The sequence below is a fragment of the Streptomyces sp. NPDC104096 genome (assembly GCF_055584385.1).
This window is the reverse complement of the sequence record NZ_JBVJMD010000022.1, coordinates 101,194-116,283: the sequence shown is the minus strand read 5'-3', so window position 1 is coordinate 116,283 and position 15,090 is coordinate 101,194. Positions and strand designations below refer to the sequence as shown.

The window sequence follows — 15,090 nt, the reverse complement described above, 5'->3', positions numbered from 1 at the left end:
GTCGGGCCCGGGCCCGCGCTGGGCAGGGCCCGCGCGCGGCGGTCCATTTGAGCCGTAATAGGGTCTCCGCATGCTTGATGCCCTGACGCCGGCGACCGGTGTCGCCGCGCTGCTGCTCGCCGCCTGGTGCGGCTGGGCGGCCTACCGTGACCAGCCGACCAAGGACTGGCACTTCATCGGGATGGCCGTGGTCTCGCTGCTGGCGCTGGTCCAGCTGGTGGTGGGGATCGTGCAGCTGGCTCGGGGCGAGAAGGCGGAGCAGGGCACGACGATCTTCGTGGCGTATCTGCTGGGCGCGTTCGCCTGCATCCCGGCCGCGGGGTTCATGTCGCTGGCCGAGCGCACCCGGTGGGGTTCGGTGACGGTCGCGGCCGGCGGGGTCGTCCTCGCCGTCCTGGAGGTGCGGCTCTATGACATCTGGGGAGGCTGAGATGACCACGGCGAACGACAGGCCCGCGCGGCTCATCGGCGGGCCGGGCATTCTGCTGGTCTGGCTGTACGGCGTGATGGTCGTCGGCGCGGTGTCGCGGTCCGTCTACCAGATCGCCACCGAGTTCGACCGGGCGCCGCTCGCGTACACGCTGTCGGCGGTGGCGGGCGTGGTGTACGGATTCATCACGTACTCGCTGGTGCGCGGCGGGGAGAAGGCCCGCAGGGCGGCGCTGGCGTGCTGCGCCGCCGAGCTCGCGGGTGTCCTGATCGTCGGGACCTGGACCCTGGTCGACCCCTCCGCGTTCCCGGACGCGACGGTGTGGTCGAAGTACGGCATGGGGTACGTCTTCATCCCCGTGCTGCTGCCGCTGTCGGCGCTGTACTGGCTCCGCAGGGCGCAGAAGCAGAACTGAGCGCCCGTCCGGGGTCCGGTGCGGCGCACCGGACCCGGCGAGCGCCGGACGGGGGTCGCGGCCGGACGGTCAGGCCGTCGTCGCGTACGTCCCGGCCGGCTTCTCCAGGATGATCATCGGTACGCCGTCCTCGCCGCCCTTGGACGTGCCCACCGTCTCGTAGCCGACCCGGCGGTACAGACGCAGGTTGCCCTCGCTGCGGTGGCCGGTGAACAGGCGGAACGTCTTGGCGCCGCGCTCCTCGGCGAGGGCCGACTCGGCCGCGCGCAGCAGCCGGGCGCCGATGCCGTGACCCTGGAGGCGGGGGTGGACGCAGAGCTTGCCGATGGCGGCCGCGTCGTCCTCGGTGATCCGGCCGCGCACCGAACCGACGACCTCCTCGCCCAGCCGTGCCACGTAGACGCAGTCGGAGCCGACCTCCTCGCGGACCGAGTCGAGGGTCTGGACGAGCGGGTCGATGCGGTAGTTGCCGTACAGCGCCGCCTCGCTCTGGAAGCACAGGTACTGCAACCTGAAGATCTGCTCCACGTCGTGCTCGGTCGCCACCGAGATGGTCACGCTCATGCCCATGTGCGCACGCCTCCCGCTCACCTGATCACCGGTTGTTCCACACTCCTATCCCCGCACTCCACGAGCCGCAACCTCCGGCGCAAGCAAACGCCGAAGACAACCAAGACATTTGGCACGTTCCGGCCCCAGACTGCCCTGTGAGATACCCAACTCCCCCGCGATCTCCCGATAGGTCGGATCCTGCGGCGAGAGCAGCGCCTCCAGCAGACGGGGGCAGCGGCCGGGCAGCCGGCGTACCGCGTCGCGCAGGGTGCGGCGGCGGGCGGCGCCCAGGGCGAGCTGTTCGGGGCCGCGGCCGGGATCGTCGACGGGGTCGGTGTCGTACGGCCGTTCACGGCGGGCCCGGCGGCGCGAGCGGCGCGCCTCGGCGCGGACGGCCTTGCGCAGCCAGGCGGGCGGGTCGTGCGGCGGCGCGCCGGCCGCGAGGCGTTCCAGGAGGCGGAGCCAGACCTCCTGCTCCAGGTCCCCGGCCTCGCTCCCCGAGCCCTGCGCCTCGGCCAGGGCCTCGGCGGCGAGCAACGGGCGCAGGGCGGTGAGCATCTCGTGCGTCATGTACGGCACGACGCGGCCGCCCGGACGCGGGTTCGCCGGGCGGCCGAGTGTCACTCCAAAGGGGAATCAGCCGTTGACGAAGTCCGCGCGGGCCAGCACCGCGGTGTCGGCGTTGTCGGTGAAGACGCCGTCGATACCGGTCGCGAAGTAGGCCTTGAAGGCGCCGAAGGCGTCTCCGTAGGCGTCGGCGTCGGTGCCCTTGCGGAAGCTCGTGGGCAGGAAGGGGTTCTCGTTGCGCATGGTGTAGGGGTGCAGCACCAGGCCCACCGCATGGGCGTCCTTGACCAGGGCGGTCGGGGTGGTGAGGTTGCCGCTCGCGTCCTTCGGGACGACCAGGTCGAGGGTCGGTCCGATGCCCTGGGCGTAGCCGGCCATCTCCCTGAGGCCCGCGGGCGTGACGAGGTCGGCGACCGTGCGCGGGTCGCCCGTCTCGACGAAGTCCCAGGGGCGGCTCGCGGCCGAGGAGAGCAGCACGACGAGGGGGTTGTCCACGAGCGTGTTCAGACGCTGGATGCTGGTCGGCTCGAAGGACTGGAGGATGACCGGCGAGTTCCACTTGTCCTTGCCGTGCTTGCGCAGCAGCTTGGCGACCCGCTCCTCAAGGCCCAGGCCCAGCTTGCGGAAGTAGGTGGGGTGCTTGGTCTCCGGGTAGATCCAGACCTGCTTGCCCCGCTTGCGGGTCTGCTCGTCCTGCCAGCGGAGCACCTCTTCGAAGGTGGGGATCTCCCAGCGGCCGTTGTAGAGGGTGTTGTGCGGGCGGTTGGCCGGGATCCGCTCGATCGCGCGCAGGGTCTTCAGCTCGGCGAGCGTGAAGTCCTCGGTGAACCAGCCGGTGGTGGAGACGCCGTCGAGGACCTTGGTGGTCCTGCGGGCGGCGAACTCCGGGTGGTCGGCGACGTCCGTGGTGCCGCCGATCTCCGGCTCGTGGCGGCAGACGAGGTGACCGTCCCGGGTGACCACCAGGTCACCGGCCTCGACGACGTCGGCGTCGAGGTCGAGGGCGAGCTGGTACGAGCCGAAGGTGTGCTCGGGCCGGTAGCCGCTGGCCCCCCGGTGGCCGATGACCGTGGGCTTCGGCAGGCTCTTCAGGCCTCCCGTGTGCCGGGCGTCGGCTCCCGCCGTGTGCCGGGCGTCGGCTCTCGCCGGGCCGGCCAGCCCGAGGACCGCTCCGCTCGCGCCGAGGACCGCGGCGCCGAGCAGTGCCCGGCGTCCGGTGACCGCCTGTTCCTCGTCCGACCCCTGCGACTGCTGTGACCCGTGCGTGCCCATGAGCACCCTCCTGCCGTCGGCTCGTGCGTGCGGGCCGATGGTAGGGGCGTGGACATGGCGGAAGAGAGGCCTCGGAGGGAACGCGCGGATGACACCGGATGGCGCCTCGACGGCGAGTGGTGACGGTATGTCGGCTTGGGCGCGGACGGCCGGGGTACCCGGGCGGCACCCGCTCGGAGCAGTCGGCCGGCGGGCGGCGTGTGTCGTCCGTCACCCTGTCCCGTCTCGTGACATCCGCGTTGCGCACAGGTCCCGAAGCTGCACCGCAGGTAAACATGCGTCAACAATGCGTAAGACTCCGGTGAACCCGATGTGCGCCACCCGGGGACCCGCGAGTATCGTCCTCACCTGCACAGACACATCGCACACACAGACTCGTCGCACTTCGCTCGGCCGTCTTTCGACTCCGGAGGGTCCGTTGTCCCGCTTCACGCTCATCAAGGCAGTGCTCGGACCGGTCATGCGCCTGATGTTCCGCCCCCAGGTGGAGGGCGTGGAGCATATTCCGGGCGACGGCCCGGTCATCCTCGCCGGCAACCACGTCACGTTCATCGACTCGATGATCCTGCCGCTCGTCTGCGACCGTCAGGTCTGCTTCATCGGCAAGGACGAGTACGTGACCGGCAAGGGCCTCAAGGGCCGGCTGATGGCGTGGTTCTTCACGGGCGTCGGCATGATCCCGGTCGACCGGGACGGCGGCAAGGGCGGGGTCGCGGCGCTGATGACGGGCCGCCGGATCCTGGAGGAGGGCCGGGTCTTCGGCATCTACCCCGAGGGCACCCGCTCCCCCGACGGCCGGCTGTACCGCGGCCGTACCGGTATCGCGCGGCTGACCCTGATGACCGGGGCGCCCGTCGTCCCGTTCGCCATGATCGGCACGGACAAGATCCAGCCGGGTGGCTCCGGGATGCCGCGGCCGAGCAAGGTCACGGTCCGCTTCGGCGAGGCGATGGAGTTCTCCCGGTACGAGGGGATGGACCGGGACCGCTATGTGCTGCGGGCCGTGACCGACTCGGTGATGACCGAGGTCATGCGACTGTCCGGTCAGGAGTACGTGGACATGTACGCAACCAAGGCGAAGGCCGCGTAAGCCTCCGGCGGTCGGAGCCCAGAGCCTCCCGCGGCCGTCCGTCGTCGGCGCAAGCCTTCGACGGACGGCCGCGGTTCGCGTGCGGGCGCCGACGCGGTCCGCGTGCGGGCTCGGGCGCGGTTCGCGTGCGGGCTCGGGCGCGGTTGTGCCGTGGTGGCGTCGGCCGGGCCCGGTCGGCTCTACAGTCGCTGGTCTCGCAGCAGGAACCACGCCGCCACCGCCGTCGCGAGCAGGACCACGGCGCCCGCTCCCGCCGCCAGGCCCAGGCCGTCCACGAACGCCTCGCGGGCCGAGGACAGCAGTTGCCGCGCCGTGTCCGGGGGCAGGTGTCCCGCCGCCTCGACCGCGCCGCCGAGCGACTCGTGCGCCGCGGCCGGGGTGCCCGCCGGGGCGGTGAAGCCGTGGTAGACGCCGGTCATGATGGAGCCGAGCACGGCGATGCCGAGGGCCGCGCCCAGTTCGTACGCCGTCTCGGAGACCGCCGACGCGGCGCCGGCCTGTTCCTTGGGCACGCTGGACAGGATCACGTCGGCGGTGACGGTGAAGGAGAACCCGGCGCCGACTCCGACGACCAGCAGGGCGGTGCCGAGGAACAGGTAGTCCGTCGACCGGTCCAGCACGGTGAGCGCCGCGAGCGCGAGGCCCACGGCGGCGAGACCGCCCGAGACCACGGCCCGTACCGAGAACCGCCGGGCCGCGTGGCCCGCCACCAGACCGGCCGCCACCGCACCGACCGCGGCGGGCAGCTCGGCCAGACCCGCCTCGAACGGGCCCCGGCCCTGGACGAGTTGCAGGTACTGGGAGAGGAAGAACACCAGGCCGGACAGGCCCAGCACGGTCAGCAGGTCGGCGATGACGGCGCCGCTGAACCCGCGGCTGCGGAACAGCCGCATGTCCAGCAGCGGGGCCGGCAGGGTGAGCTGACGCCGGACGAACCCGTACAGAGCGGCCGCGCCCAGCGCGCCCGCGGCCGCCGTCTCCCAGGTGGGTCCGTGGGTGGCGGCCTCCTTGACCGCGTAGACGACACCGATCATGCCGACCAGGGACAGCACCACGCTGATCAGGTCCCAGGGTCCGGGGCTCGGGTTGCGCGACTCCGGCAGCAGCCTGCTGCCGACGAGGACGAGGACGGCCATCACGGGCAGGTTGATCAGGAAGACCGAGCCCCACCAGAAGTGCTCCAGCAGGAAGCCGCCGACGACCGGGCCGACGGCCGTGCCCGCCGAGGCGACGGCGCCCCAGATGCCGATGGCGAGGCTGCGTTCGCGCGGGTCGTGGAAGAGGTTGCGGATCAGGGCGAGCGTGGCCGGCATCAGGGTGGCACCGGCGACCCCGAGCAGGGCCCTGGCCAGGATCATCGTCTCGGGCGTGGTCGCGTAGGCGTTCAGGACGGAGATCGCGCCGAACGCGGTGGCTCCGCAGAGCAGGATCCGCTTGCGCCCGATGCGGTCGCCGAGGCTGCCCATGGAGACGAGCAGACCGGCGATGACGAAGGAGTAGACGTCACCGATCCACAGGAGCTGGGTGCCGGTGGGCTCCAGGTCCTCGCTGATGTAGGGGGTGGCGAGGCCGAGGACGGTCGCGTCGACGGCCACCAGCAGCACGGCGAGCACGAGGACGGACAGTGCGAGCCAGCGGCCCGGGCGGCGCACCGCCTCCGTCGTCGCGGCCGGCCGCAGGGTGCTGCTCATGATTCCTCTCTCCGTGGTTCGTCATGTCGTGGTTCGTCGCGTCGTGGTTCGTCGCGGGACGGCTCGTCGCGTCTCAGCGCGCCGCCGAGGAGCAGTTCGACGGTCATGCGGGTGAAGTCCTTGGCCGCGACCCGGCCTTCCGAGACCGCCCAGGCGGCGGAGGCGAGCAGCCCGTAGAGCGCCTCGGTCAGCCAGGCGGGGGTGAGGTCGATGCGGAATTCACCGCTCTCCTGGCCGCGCCGGAACAGGGCCGCGATGCGGTCGTCGATCCGGGTCCAGCCGGTGTTCTGGCCGTCGCCCTCGAAGAGCTGGTTCTCGGTGTAGAGGAAGGCGAGCAGCCCGGCGGCGGGTTCGATCGCGCGCACCAGCCGGTGCACGGCGTCCCGCGCCGGCCCCTCGTCCAGGCGGGCCGCGTCCAGCGCCGCCTCGCACTCGGCGATGCCGAGCGACTCCAGCGCCCGTACGAGCGCGTCGCGCCCGGCGAACTGGCGGTGCAGGGTGGCCCGGCTGATCCCGGCGGCCCTGGCGACCTCGTCCATGGTCGCGGTGGCCCTGCGGGTCAGCAGGGCGGCTGCGCTGCGCAGCACGTGGTCACGGTCGACAGCCATGAGACAAGGATAGACCATATGAGACAGTCATGTCTCACCAAAGGCGTGAGTGACTCACCGCGTGTCTCGTCGACGGCATGCGTGACCCACCGTGGCGGGTCCTGGACCGCGGCGGTCGGGGGCGGCGGGCCCCACTTCTGTTCGAAGCGCTCAGTGCCAGCGCAGCTGCCCGCGCCGCTCCCAGTACGCGTGCGGCTCCTCCACCAGCGTGGCCAGCCGGGCCAGGCGGTCCTCGTCGAGGTCCACGACGGCCGCGTGCAGGTTGGAGGCGAGCTGGCCGACGGTCGCGGCACCGGACAGGACGACCCCGGCCCAGGGCCGGCGCAGCACCAGGGCGAGGGCGACCGCGTCGCAGCCGAGGGAGACCTCCGCCGCCACCTCCTTCAGCACCCGCGGCGCGTACGGCTCCGCGAGCCGTCCGTTGGCCACGCCCTCCTTGACGATCACCGTGAGCCCGGCGTCGTGCGCCTCGGCGAGGGCCGGGGCGGCGGAGGTCTCCAGGGCGTTGTACGTCGCCTGGACGGTACGGAAGAGGGGCTCGCCCTCGACCGTGACGGCGAGCGCGGCCCGGATGGCCTCGGCCTGGTCCGGGCCGCTGGTGGAGAAGCCGACGGTGACGCCCCGGGCGGCCGACTCCGCGAGCTTCGCGTGCAGTTCCTTGTCGGTGAGGGCCGGGCTGTCCGGGGTCACCGAGTGGATCTGGTGGAGGTCGAGCCGGTCGCCGAGCAGGGCGTCGGTCTCGGCGCGCTGCCGCTCGTACGTCGCGAGACCGTGGTCCTTGACCTCGTGCCGCTCGGCCTCGACGGACCAGTCGGCGGTGTACGTGTAGCCCCACTTGCTGCCGACGACGACGTCGTCGGCCTCGGGGTGCGCGGTCAGCCACTCGGCGAGGAACTCCTCCGCGCGGCCGTAGGAGCGGGCGGCGTCGAAGTAGCGCACACCCTGGGCGTAGGCGGCGTCCAGCAGTTCGTGGGTCCGCTCGCGCAGGGCGTCGACACTGCGCACGGACGGCAGGTCCTGCTCCCGGCCGAGGTTGATGTAACCGGGTCGGCCGACGGCGGCGAGACCGAGGCCGAGATGACAGGTGGGCGTCGTGGCGGTGGCGAGGCGGGTGAACGGCATCGCTGGCTCCGGTTCGGTCGGCTCCTTGCGGCTGGAACCAAACCTAACCGCCCTGGTGACGGTGAAACGTGAGCGCGCCGCCGGGTGGTCCGGCGGCGCGGTGTTCTCCGTGTCCCCCGGCCCCGCGTGGAGCCGCGGGACGGGGGATCGGCCGTCGGACCGTCACCGCTTCCCGGCGTCCGCCCAGGCGTGCTGGGCCGCCACGTCCGCCTGCACCTCGGCGAGCTGGACGGCGACCGCCTCCGGCGCCGTACCGCCGCGGCCGTTGCGGGAGGCCAGGGCTCCGGGGACGTTGAGGACCGAGCGCACCTCGGGGGTGAGGTGGACGGAGATCTTCGCGAACTGCTCGTCCGTCAGTTCGTCGAGCTCCTTGCCCTCGGCCTCGGCGGCCTTCACGCACTCGCCGGCCACCTCGTGCGCCACCCGGAACGGCACACCCTGCTTGACCAGCCACTCCGCGATGTCGGTCGCGAGGGAGAAGCCCGCCGGGGCCAGCTCCTCCATCCGCTCGCGGTGGACGGTGAGGGTGGCGATCATGCCGGTGAAGGCCGGGAGCAGGACCTCGAGCTGGTCGCAGGAGTCGAAGACCGGCTCCTTGTCCTCCTGGAGGTCGCGGTTGTACGCGAGCGGGAGGGCCTTGAGCGTGGCCATGAGGCCGGTCAGGTTGCCGATCAGCCGGCCCGACTTGCCGCGCGCCAGCTCGGCGATGTCGGGGTTCTTCTTCTGCGGCATGATCGACGAACCCGTGGAGAACGCGTCGTGCAGGGTCACGAAGGAGAACTCCTTCGTGTTCCAGATGATGATCTCCTCGGCGATCCGGGAGAGGTTGACCCCGATCATCGCGGTGATGAAGGCGAACTCGGCGGCGAAGTCGCGGGAGGCCGTGCCGTCGATGGAGTTGCCGACGCTGCCGCGCTCGAAGCCGAGGTCCGCGGCGACCGCCTCCGGGTCCAGGCCGAGGCTGCTGCCGGCGAGCGCGCCCGCGCCGTACGGCGACACGGCGGTCCGCTCGTCCCACTGGCGCAGGCGTTCGGCGTCCCGCGACAGCGACTGGACGTGGGCGAGCACATGGTGGGCGAAGAGCACCGGCTGGGCGTGCTGGAGGTGGGTGCGGCCGGGCATCGCCACGTCCGGGTGGGCCTCGGCCAGACCGATCAGCGCGTCCTGGAGGTCGGCGATCAGGCCGCCGACGATCCGGGCGTGGTCGCGCAGGTACATCCGGAAGAGGGTGGCCACCTGGTCGTTGCGGGACCGGCCCGCGCGCAGTTTGCCGCCGAGGTCGGGGCCGAGGCGCTCCAGCAGACCCCGTTCGAGGGCGGTGTGGACGTCCTCGTCGGCGACCGTGCCGACGAAGGAGCCGTCCGCGACGTCCGCCTCCAGGCGGTCGAGGCCCGCCAGCATCCGGGTCAGTTCGTCGTCCGTGAGGAGCCCCGCCTTGTGCAGCACGCGCGCGTGGGCACGCGAACCCGCGATGTCGTACGGCGCGAGCCGCCAGTCGAAGTGGACGGACGCGGACAGCTTTGCCAGGGCCTCGGCGGGACCGTCGGCGAAACGGCCGCCCCAGAGCCGTACGTCACCGCTGTTGCTGCTCACTCGCGTTGCTCCTCGTAAGTGGTGATGTGCGGCCGGCTCCGCGTGCGCGACCTTGCCTGCATGATTATGCGGAACTCTGCATGATTCGTCAATCTCCGGGGGTCGCGGGGATTCCCGGCGGACTTTTCCCCGACCTGTTGAACGCGGGAAAACGCTTTCACGTATCTCTGCCCGAACGCAGGCGCCGCGTTGCCAGACGAAGACACCCCCGAACCGAGTGAGGCCATCGCATGTCCAGGGCACTTCCGAAGTACAACAAGCGCCGTGTCGCGATCATCGGCGGCGCCGCGGCCGTGGCGCTGTCCGGCGCGGTCATCGCCGGTTCCGCCTTGGCCGGCCCGTCGTCCGGCAACGGCGGCACCAACGCCCGGACGCTGGCCGATCCGGGCACCATCAGCTGCCCGGACGTCGCCTCCGAGCTGCCCGCGATCCCGGCCACGGCCAAGGCCGAGGTCGACCGCAACCTCGCCCTGCTCCAGACCCAGATCAACGAGGCCAACACCCGCCTCGTCAACACCGTCGGCCAGGGCGGACCCAACTTCGTCCAGAACGCCATCCTCGGCCCCCTCAAGGACAAGCGCGTCTCCACCATCGACCGCATCGCCATCTCCATCGGCCGCACCGCCGCCAAGCCCCAGGGCCTCGACGCCCTCGCCGCCTGCACCCTCAACGCGGGCGGTGCGGCGGGCACCGGGGCGAACGCCGGAGCGAACGCCGGAGCCACGTCCGGCGCGACCGCCACCGCGGCCGCGACCGCCCCGGCGGGCAACGCCGGCGCGAGCGGCGTCGGGACCATCAGCTGCCCGGACGTCGCCTCCGAGCTGCCCGCGATCCCGGCCACGGCCAAGGCCGAGGTCGACCGCAACCTCGCCCTGCTCCAGACCCAGATCAACGAGGCCAACACCCGCCTCGTCAACACCGTCGGCCAGGGCGGACCCAACTTCGTCCAGAACGCCATCCTCGGCCCCCTCAAGGACAAGCGCGTCTCCACCATCGACCGCATCGCCATCTCCATCGGCCGCACCGCCGCCAAGCCCCAGGGCCTCGACGCCCTCGCCGCCTGCACCCTGAACAAGTGAGGTGACGGACACGCCGCGGCCGCCCCGGGAGCACGCCGACCGGGGCGGCCGCGGCACGCCGGGGCCCGGACGGACCACCCGGGCTGCCGCCGCCGGTGGTGCCGTCTAGCTTCTGATCATGCGCCCTGGTGCCGTCGCCGCCTCGCTCGTCTCGCTGTCCTTCCTGCTGCTGGGCGCCGCCGCCCCCGGTGCGGACCCGCCGCTGCCCGCGCAGTTGGCGGACACCGGCGGCGGCCGTCAGCTGATCACCGCTCAGGCCCCCTCGACCGACGCCACGTCGGGCACGCTCGCCTGGTGGGACCTGCGCGACGGGCGGTGGGTGCGGGCCGGTTCCGCACCGGCCCGGTTCGGGGCGAGGGGACTGGCGGAGGGCGCCTCGCGCTCCCAGGGGACGAACACGACCCCGACGGGGCTGTACGACCTGCCGTTCGGCTTCGGGATCGAGCCGGCCCCGGCCGGGACCGAGGTCGCCTACCGGCCGGTCCGGGAGACCTCGTGGTGGTGCCAGGACAACGACTCCCGGTCCTACAACCGCTTCACCGAGCCCCGCCCGGCCGACTGCCGGGCCGCCGAGTCCGAGCACCTGATCGCCTACACGAAGCAGTACGCGTACGCGCTCGTCGTCGGCTTCAACTACGCCCAGCCGGTGCGCGGGCGTGGCGCCGGGATCTTCCTGCACGTCAACGGGGCCGGGGCGACGGCGGGTTGCGTGTCGGTCCCGGTGGACGCGATGCGCGCGCTGCTGCGCTGGGCCGACCCGGCGCTGCGCCCGCACATCGCGATCGGTACGCGCAGCGGGGCGACGGCGATCACGCGGTACTGACGTCCGGCGGGCGCTGCCGGGGCAGCCGTACCGTGAAGGTCGTCGCTCCCGGGCGGCTCGTCAGGTCCACGTTCCCGGCGTGCGCGTCCACCACGGCCGCCACGATCGACAGGCCGAGTCCGGCGCCGCCGCCGGAGGCCTCCGTACGGCGGCGGTCGGCGCGGGTGAAGCGTTCGAAGACGCCCGGCCTGATGTCGTCGGGGACGCCGGGGCCGTTGTCGTGGACCGCGAGGACGGCCGCCTCGGCGTCGGCCTCCAGGGTCACCGTGGCCTCGGTGCCCGCGGGGGTGTGCAGCCGCGCGTTGGCCAGCAGGTTGGCCAGCACCTGGTGCAGCCGGTGGGCGTCGCCGGTCACCGTGACCGGGTTCTCCGGGAGCTCCAGGGTCCAGCGATGGCCGGGGCCGGCCACCCGGGCGTCGGTGACCGCGTCCAGGACCAGGCGGGTGAGGTCGACCGGCAGGCGTTCGAGGGGGCGTCCGGCGTCCAGCCGGGCCAGCAGGAGCAGGTCGTCGACCATCTCGCCCATCCGGGACGACTCGGCGGCGATGCGTTCCAGGGCATGGGTGATCTGCGCCGGCACGGGCCCCGGGTGCAGCAGGGCGAGCTCGGCGTGCCCGCGTACCGAGGCCACCGGGGTGCGCAGTTCGTGGCTGGCGTCGGCCGCGAAGCTGCGCAGCCGTTCCTCGCTGGCGTGGCGCTTGGTCAGCGCGTCCTCGACATGGCCGAGCATCCGGTTGAAGGCGGCGGCGAGCCGGCCCACCTCGCCGCGCGGGTCGGACTCGGGGGCCCGTGGCGGCAGCGCGACCTCGCCGCTGGCCAGCGACAGTTCGGCGACCCTGGTCGCGGTGGCCGCGACCCTGCTGAGCGGGCGCAGCGACCAGCGCACCCAGAGGGCGCCGGCCACACCGGTGGCGGCCAGGGCGAGGGCGAAGACGATCCCGGCGACCAGTTCCAGCCGGTGGACGGTGGCCTGGACCGGCTCCAGCGGCAGCCCGGTGACCAGTACGTCGCCGTCGAGGCCCCGGGCCGCCATGAGCCGGTAGTCGTCGAGGGCGGAGAGCGCGACCGTGTGGCCCCTGCCGTCGGCCGGGACCGCGGCGAGCCGCCCGCGGTCCCCGGCGGTCAGGGGCACGTCCAGGATGGTGGTGGCCTCGCCGCCGGGGACGACGGCCGCGTTGGTGACCGTGCCGCCGACCAGACGGGCGCCGAAGGTGCCCGTGACCTGCCGGCGGGTGTCGCCGTACTCGTCGCCGTCGTGGTCGTCGCGCAGTCGGCCCGGGTGCTCCAGGCTCGCCGGGAACCGGGTCCCGACGCCGCCGAGCTGCTCGTCGAGGCGGCTGGTGAGGAAGCCGTTCAGCCCGACGACGGCGGCCACGCCGACCGCGGCGCAGCTGATCGCCAGCAGCACCACCAGGCCGAGGGTGAGCCGGGCCCGCAGCGTGCGCGGCCCGGGCAGCCGACCCAGCAGCGGACGCGCCCCCGACCGCGCGGCCCGGCCCGCGGCCGAGCGCGGACGCAGGCGCAGGCGCAGGCGCGGGGGCAGGTTCAGGCGCAGGCGCGGGCGGGATCCCGGGCGCGGTCGCGGTGTCATCGGCTCACCGGACCACCGGCTTGAGGACGTACCCCGCCCCGCGCACCGTGTGGATCATCGGCTCGCGGCCCGCGTCCACCTTCTTGCGCAGGTACGAGATGTACAGCTCGACGACGTGGGCGCGGCCGCCGAAGTCGTACGACCAGACGCGGTCGAGGATCTGCGCCTTGCTGAGCACCCGCCGCGGGTTGCGCATCAGCAGGCGCAGCAGCTCGAACTCGGTCGGCGACAACTCGATCAGCTCTCCCGCGCGGGTGACCTCGCGGGCCTCCTCGTCCATCACCAGCTCGCCGACGGTCAGGCGGGGACCGTCGTCCTGCCGGCGGGCGATCCCGGCGCGGCGCAGCAGTCCCCGGACCCGGGCGACGACCTCCTCCAGGCTGAAGGGCTTGGTGACGTAGTCGTCGCCACCCGCCGTGATGCCCGCGATGCGGTCCTCGACCGCGTCGCGGGCGGTGAGGAAGAGCACACAGACGTCCGGCGTCACCTCGTGCAGGGCGCGCAGCACGGCGAAGCCGTCGGTGTCGGGGAGCATCACGTCGAGGACGACGGCGTCGGGCATCAGTTCGCGGGCCTCGGCGAGCGCGGTCGCGCCGTCGCCGGCCGTACGCACCCGCCAGCCCTCGTAGCGCAGCGCGCCGGACAGCACCTCGGCGAGGTCGGGGTCGTCGTCGACGACGAGGACGCGCAGCGGTGTGCCGTCGGGACGGGTCACGGCCGGATGGCCGGAGCGGGTGGTGTTCATGGCTCTCACCAGCATCACCCCTCGGGACGGCGCCCGGCGCCCGTGGCCACTGTGAGTTTCCTCTGAGTCCGCAGTGCGGGGCGCCCGCTCAGAGCGATCTCAGAGGTTCGACCCGCACAGTGGCGGACGGAACGGACGGCAGGACGGAAGGACGCACATATGACCACCGTGGACGAGCGTCGGGCGGCGACCGCCCGACCACCGGCCGCCCGGCGCTCCCCCGCGGGTCCGGTGCTCGCGCTGCTGTGGGCGGGGGCGTTCGCCGTGCTCGCGCTGTGGTGGTCGGACACCGGTTCCGTGATCGGCGCGGCGGGCTGGCTGACCGGCGCCGGCCGGATCGCCGGGCTGCTGTGCGGGTACGCGTGCGCGGTGCTGGTGGGCCTGATGGCGCGGGTGCCGCTGCTGGAGCGGCGGATCGGCTCGGACCGGGTGGCCCGCTGGCACGCCATGGCGGGTCGGTACACCGTCTGTCTGCTGGTGGCGCACCTCGTGCTGATCCTCGCCGGGTACGCCGCCCAGGACCGCCAGTCGGTCCTGCACGAGACGGTGACCGTGGTCCTGGACTACCCGGACATGCTGAAGGCCACCGCGGCCACCGTGATCCTGTTCGCGGTCGGCGTCACCTCGGCCCGTGCCGCGCGCCGCCGGACCAGCTACGAGTTCTGGTACTACGTCCACCTGCTCACGTACGCCGCGGTGTTCCTCGCCTTCGGCCACCAGCTGACGCTCGGCGACGACTTCAACGGCGACGCGGTCGCCACGGCGGCCTGGTACGTGCTGTACCTCGGCGTCGCGGCCCTGGTGCTCTGGTTCCGGGTCCTGGAACCGGTGCGGTTCAACCGGCGCCACCGGATGCGGGTCGAGTCCGTGCAGCGGGAGGCGCCGGGCGTGTACTCGGTCGTGGTGCGCGGTGAGCGGCTGGACGAGACGGGCGCCCGGGCGGGCCAGTTCTTCCGGTGGCGGTTCCTCGGGGAGGGCATGGGCTGGACGTCGACGCCGTACTCCCTGTCCGCGCCGCCCCGCCCGGACCTGATGCGCATCACGGTCAAGGCGCTCGGCGGGCACAGCGCGGCGGTGTCCCTGCTGCGGCCGGGCACCCGGGTGTGGGCGGAGGGGCCGTACGGGTCGATGACCGCCGACCGGCGCACCGCCGCCCGGTCGCTGCTGATCGCGGGCGGGGTCGGGATCACCCCGTTGCGCGCGCTGTTCGAGACGCTGCCGGGCGAGGTGACCCTGCTGTACCGGGCGCGCACCGCCGAGGACCTCGCGCTGGGCCAGGAACTGGAGGCGCTGGCGCGCCGACGCGGCGCGAAGGTGCTCTACGCGCTCAACGGCCCCCGGGGGGAGCGCCCCGACCTCTCCGCCGGTGCGCTGCGCTCGGCCGTCACCGGTCTGGCCGGGCACGACGTGTACCTGTGCGGTCCGCACTCCTTCGCCCAGGACGTGTACCGGGAGCTGCGCGCCGCCGGCGTGCCGGACCGCCGTATCCACCACGAGTCGTTCGAACTGTGA

15 protein-coding genes are annotated in these 15,090 nt (G+C 73.0%); 6 read left to right on the top strand and 9 right to left on the bottom strand.

Translation table 11 applies throughout. The features are described 5' to 3' along the window. The first annotated feature begins 70 nt into the window (after nucleotides 1–70). Both ACZ60B_RS22980 and ACZ60B_RS22975 read left to right on the top strand, forming a co-directional pair. The gene (locus ACZ60B_RS22980) at nucleotides 71–430 is read left to right on the top strand and encodes a hypothetical protein (protein ID WP_469389767.1); all 360 of its coding nucleotides are present in this window, start codon (nucleotides 71–73) and stop codon (nucleotides 428–430) included. A gap of 1 nt (nucleotide 431) precedes the next feature. Then, a complete protein-coding gene (locus ACZ60B_RS22975) occupies nucleotides 432–845 on the top strand; it encodes a hypothetical protein (protein WP_469389765.1) in 414 nt (137 codons plus the stop codon). A 69-nt stretch (nucleotides 846–914) separates the two neighbouring features. On the opposite strand, the gene ACZ60B_RS22970 is transcribed toward ACZ60B_RS22975, so the two are convergent. The 3 genes from ACZ60B_RS22970 to ACZ60B_RS22960 form a co-directional block, all read right to left on the bottom strand. Further along, nucleotides 915–1,415, bottom strand: a complete 501-nt coding sequence (locus tag ACZ60B_RS22970; RefSeq protein WP_469389763.1) for a GNAT family N-acetyltransferase — start codon at nucleotides 1,413–1,415, stop codon at nucleotides 915–917. 45 nt (nucleotides 1,416–1,460) lie between these two features. Then, nucleotides 1,461–1,967: an RNA polymerase sigma factor gene (locus ACZ60B_RS22965; RefSeq protein ID WP_469389761.1), complete on the bottom strand. Its 507-nt coding sequence runs from the start codon at nucleotides 1,965–1,967 to the stop codon at nucleotides 1,461–1,463. Between the two features lie 66 nt (nucleotides 1,968–2,033). Beyond that, entirely contained in the window at nucleotides 2,034–3,236 is a 1,203-nt protein-coding gene (locus tag ACZ60B_RS22960) for a glycerophosphodiester phosphodiesterase (protein ID WP_469389759.1), read from the bottom strand. Between the two features lie 310 nt (nucleotides 3,237–3,546). On the opposite strand from ACZ60B_RS22960, the gene ACZ60B_RS22955 reads away from it, so the two are divergent. Continuing rightward, nucleotides 3,547–4,326, top strand: coding sequence for a lysophospholipid acyltransferase family protein (locus ACZ60B_RS22955; RefSeq protein WP_469389799.1), 780 nt, complete (start codon nucleotides 3,547–3,549; stop codon nucleotides 4,324–4,326). Between the two features lie 179 nt (nucleotides 4,327–4,505). On the opposite strand, the gene ACZ60B_RS22950 is transcribed toward ACZ60B_RS22955, so the two are convergent. From ACZ60B_RS22950 to argH, 4 genes are all read right to left on the bottom strand, one after another. Further along, nucleotides 4,506–6,017, bottom strand: coding sequence for an MFS transporter (locus ACZ60B_RS22950; RefSeq protein WP_469389758.1), 1,512 nt, complete (start codon nucleotides 6,015–6,017; stop codon nucleotides 4,506–4,508). Further along, nucleotides 6,014–6,625: a TetR/AcrR family transcriptional regulator gene (locus ACZ60B_RS22945; RefSeq protein ID WP_469389756.1), complete on the bottom strand. Its 612-nt coding sequence runs from the start codon at nucleotides 6,623–6,625 to the stop codon at nucleotides 6,014–6,016. Before ACZ60B_RS22945 ends, ACZ60B_RS22950 begins: the two co-directional genes overlap by 4 nt. 150 nt (nucleotides 6,626–6,775) lie before the next feature. After that, nucleotides 6,776–7,747: an aldo/keto reductase gene (locus ACZ60B_RS22940; RefSeq protein WP_469389753.1), complete on the bottom strand. Its 972-nt coding sequence runs from the start codon at nucleotides 7,745–7,747 to the stop codon at nucleotides 6,776–6,778. A gap of 162 nt (nucleotides 7,748–7,909) precedes the next feature. Beyond that, on the bottom strand, nucleotides 7,910–9,340 hold the full coding sequence (argH, locus tag ACZ60B_RS22935; protein WP_469389752.1) for an argininosuccinate lyase: 1,431 nt from the start codon (nucleotides 9,338–9,340) through the stop codon (nucleotides 7,910–7,912). Between the two features lie 230 nt (nucleotides 9,341–9,570). Here argH and ACZ60B_RS22930 point away from each other — a divergent pair, with 230 nt between their 5' ends. Together ACZ60B_RS22930 and ACZ60B_RS22925 are read left to right on the top strand one after the other, a co-directional pair. Continuing rightward, entirely contained in the window at nucleotides 9,571–10,419 is an 849-nt protein-coding gene (locus ACZ60B_RS22930) for a hypothetical protein (protein ID WP_469389750.1), read from the top strand. A gap of 118 nt (nucleotides 10,420–10,537) precedes the next feature. Beyond that, the gene (locus tag ACZ60B_RS22925; RefSeq protein WP_469389748.1) at nucleotides 10,538–11,242 is read left to right on the top strand and encodes a L,D-transpeptidase family protein; all 705 of its coding nucleotides are present in this window, start codon (nucleotides 10,538–10,540) and stop codon (nucleotides 11,240–11,242) included. Here the strand turns inward: ACZ60B_RS22925 and ACZ60B_RS22920 are convergent. Together ACZ60B_RS22920 and ACZ60B_RS22915 are read right to left on the bottom strand one after the other, a co-directional pair. Next, nucleotides 11,229–12,833, bottom strand: coding sequence for a sensor histidine kinase (locus tag ACZ60B_RS22920; protein ID WP_469389746.1), 1,605 nt, complete (start codon nucleotides 12,831–12,833; stop codon nucleotides 11,229–11,231). The two genes, ACZ60B_RS22925 and ACZ60B_RS22920, sit on opposite strands and share 14 nt — an antisense overlap. 4 nt (nucleotides 12,834–12,837) lie before the next feature. Next, nucleotides 12,838–13,578 carry a response regulator transcription factor gene (locus ACZ60B_RS22915; protein ID WP_469389744.1) on the bottom strand — a complete coding sequence of 247 codons (741 nt, stop codon included), beginning with the start codon at nucleotides 13,576–13,578 and terminating at the stop codon, nucleotides 12,838–12,840. A 159-nt stretch (nucleotides 13,579–13,737) separates the two neighbouring features. Here ACZ60B_RS22915 and ACZ60B_RS22910 point away from each other — a divergent pair, with 159 nt between their 5' ends. Then, a complete protein-coding gene (locus tag ACZ60B_RS22910) occupies nucleotides 13,738–15,090 on the top strand; it encodes a ferredoxin reductase family protein (protein ID WP_469389742.1) in 1,353 nt (450 codons plus the stop codon).

What these genes read in the sequence shown, in the direction of transcription:
- ACZ60B_RS22980 (WP_469389767.1), top strand. Translation starts at nt 71, where the DNA reads ATGCTTGATGCCCTGACGCCGGCGACCGGTGTCGCCGCGCTGCTGCTC.
- ACZ60B_RS22975 (WP_469389765.1), top strand. Translation starts at nt 432, where the DNA reads ATGACCACGGCGAACGACAGGCCCGCGCGGCTCATCGGCGGGCCGGGC.
- ACZ60B_RS22970 (WP_469389763.1), bottom strand. Translation starts at nt 1,415, where the DNA reads ATGGGCATGAGCGTGACCATCTCGGTGGCGACCGAGCACGACGTGGAG.
- ACZ60B_RS22965 (WP_469389761.1), bottom strand. Translation starts at nt 1,967, where the DNA reads ATGACGCACGAGATGCTCACCGCCCTGCGCCCGTTGCTCGCCGCCGAG.
- ACZ60B_RS22960 (WP_469389759.1), bottom strand. Translation starts at nt 3,236, where the DNA reads ATGGGCACGCACGGGTCACAGCAGTCGCAGGGGTCGGACGAGGAACAG.
- ACZ60B_RS22955 (WP_469389799.1), top strand. Translation starts at nt 3,547, where the DNA reads ATGTGCGCCACCCGGGGACCCGCGAGTATCGTCCTCACCTGCACAGAC.
- ACZ60B_RS22950 (WP_469389758.1), bottom strand. Translation starts at nt 6,017, where the DNA reads ATGAGCAGCACCCTGCGGCCGGCCGCGACGACGGAGGCGGTGCGCCGC.
- ACZ60B_RS22945 (WP_469389756.1), bottom strand. Translation starts at nt 6,625, where the DNA reads ATGGCTGTCGACCGTGACCACGTGCTGCGCAGCGCAGCCGCCCTGCTG.
- ACZ60B_RS22940 (WP_469389753.1), bottom strand. Translation starts at nt 7,747, where the DNA reads ATGCCGTTCACCCGCCTCGCCACCGCCACGACGCCCACCTGTCATCTC.
- ACZ60B_RS22930 (WP_469389750.1), top strand. Translation starts at nt 9,571, where the DNA reads ATGTCCAGGGCACTTCCGAAGTACAACAAGCGCCGTGTCGCGATCATC.
- ACZ60B_RS22925 (WP_469389748.1), top strand. Translation starts at nt 10,538, where the DNA reads ATGCGCCCTGGTGCCGTCGCCGCCTCGCTCGTCTCGCTGTCCTTCCTG.
- ACZ60B_RS22920 (WP_469389746.1), bottom strand. Translation starts at nt 12,833, where the DNA reads ATGACACCGCGACCGCGCCCGGGATCCCGCCCGCGCCTGCGCCTGAAC.
- ACZ60B_RS22915 (WP_469389744.1), bottom strand. Translation starts at nt 13,578, where the DNA reads ATGAACACCACCCGCTCCGGCCATCCGGCCGTGACCCGTCCCGACGGC.
- ACZ60B_RS22910 (WP_469389742.1), top strand. Translation starts at nt 13,738, where the DNA reads ATGACCACCGTGGACGAGCGTCGGGCGGCGACCGCCCGACCACCGGCC.